This window comes from Streptomyces sp. SID1328 (assembly GCF_009865595.1).
Lineage (GTDB): Bacteria > Actinomycetota > Actinomycetes > Streptomycetales > Streptomycetaceae > Streptomyces > Streptomyces griseoluteus.
The window spans coordinates 1-601 of sequence record NZ_WWKH01000977.1 but is presented as its reverse complement, the minus strand read 5'-3'; the positions used below and the strand labels follow the sequence as shown (position 1 = coordinate 601).

Below are 601 nucleotides of genomic sequence, written 5' to 3'. Positions count from 1 at the left end.
GGCGGCGTCGAGCAGCTCCCCGACGCGGGCGCCGGCCCGGCGGCCCTCCAGGTGCAGCCGCCCCACGTTGACCCGGTCCTGGGCGAGCAGCGTCAGTACGGCGGTACGGCCGGCCGCGTAGGTGGCGACATAGCCGCGCTCGCCGCGCACCAGCAGCTCCCGGAAGCCCCCGTTGCCGGTGGCGTCGGCGAGCCGGACGGCGACGCCCAGCGAGGCCGCGGTGAGCGCCGCGAGCCCGTCGGGGTCGATACCGGGCGTGTCGTGGGCGACGACCAGGCCGTCCACACCCGCCGCCAGGGCGCCGGTGAGCTGGGGTACGCGGGTGCGCAGCCGCCGCAGCTCGTCCACGACGGCGGCCAGGTCCGACTCGGGCAGCATCAGCTCTCTCCTCTCGGCGGGCGGTTGCCGTTCAAAGCGCCTCCAGCGCATTCCTGAGCCTCTTCAGCAGCGCGATGTCGGGGTCGGTGACGGTGAGCGGGGCGGGCGGGTGGAACCCCGCGGGCGGCGGGTCCGGCGCGGTCGGCACCGGCATCGGCGCCAGCAGCCCGTCCGCGGTGAGCCGCCGAACGTCCACCAGGGTGTGGAACGCCTGGCGTCCCAG

At 76.5% G+C, this 601-nt stretch carries 1 protein-coding gene and 1 pseudogene; both read right to left on the bottom strand.

Annotated elements, in window-relative coordinates; genetic code table 11:
* The coding region (locus GT030_RS31510; protein WP_161204010.1) for a roadblock/LC7 domain-containing protein at positions 1-378 on the bottom strand (378 nt) is incomplete at its 3' end.
* 31 nt (positions 379-409) lie between these two features.
* A pseudogene (locus GT030_RS31505) lies at positions 410-601 on the bottom strand (transcriptional regulator); the annotation flags it as partial.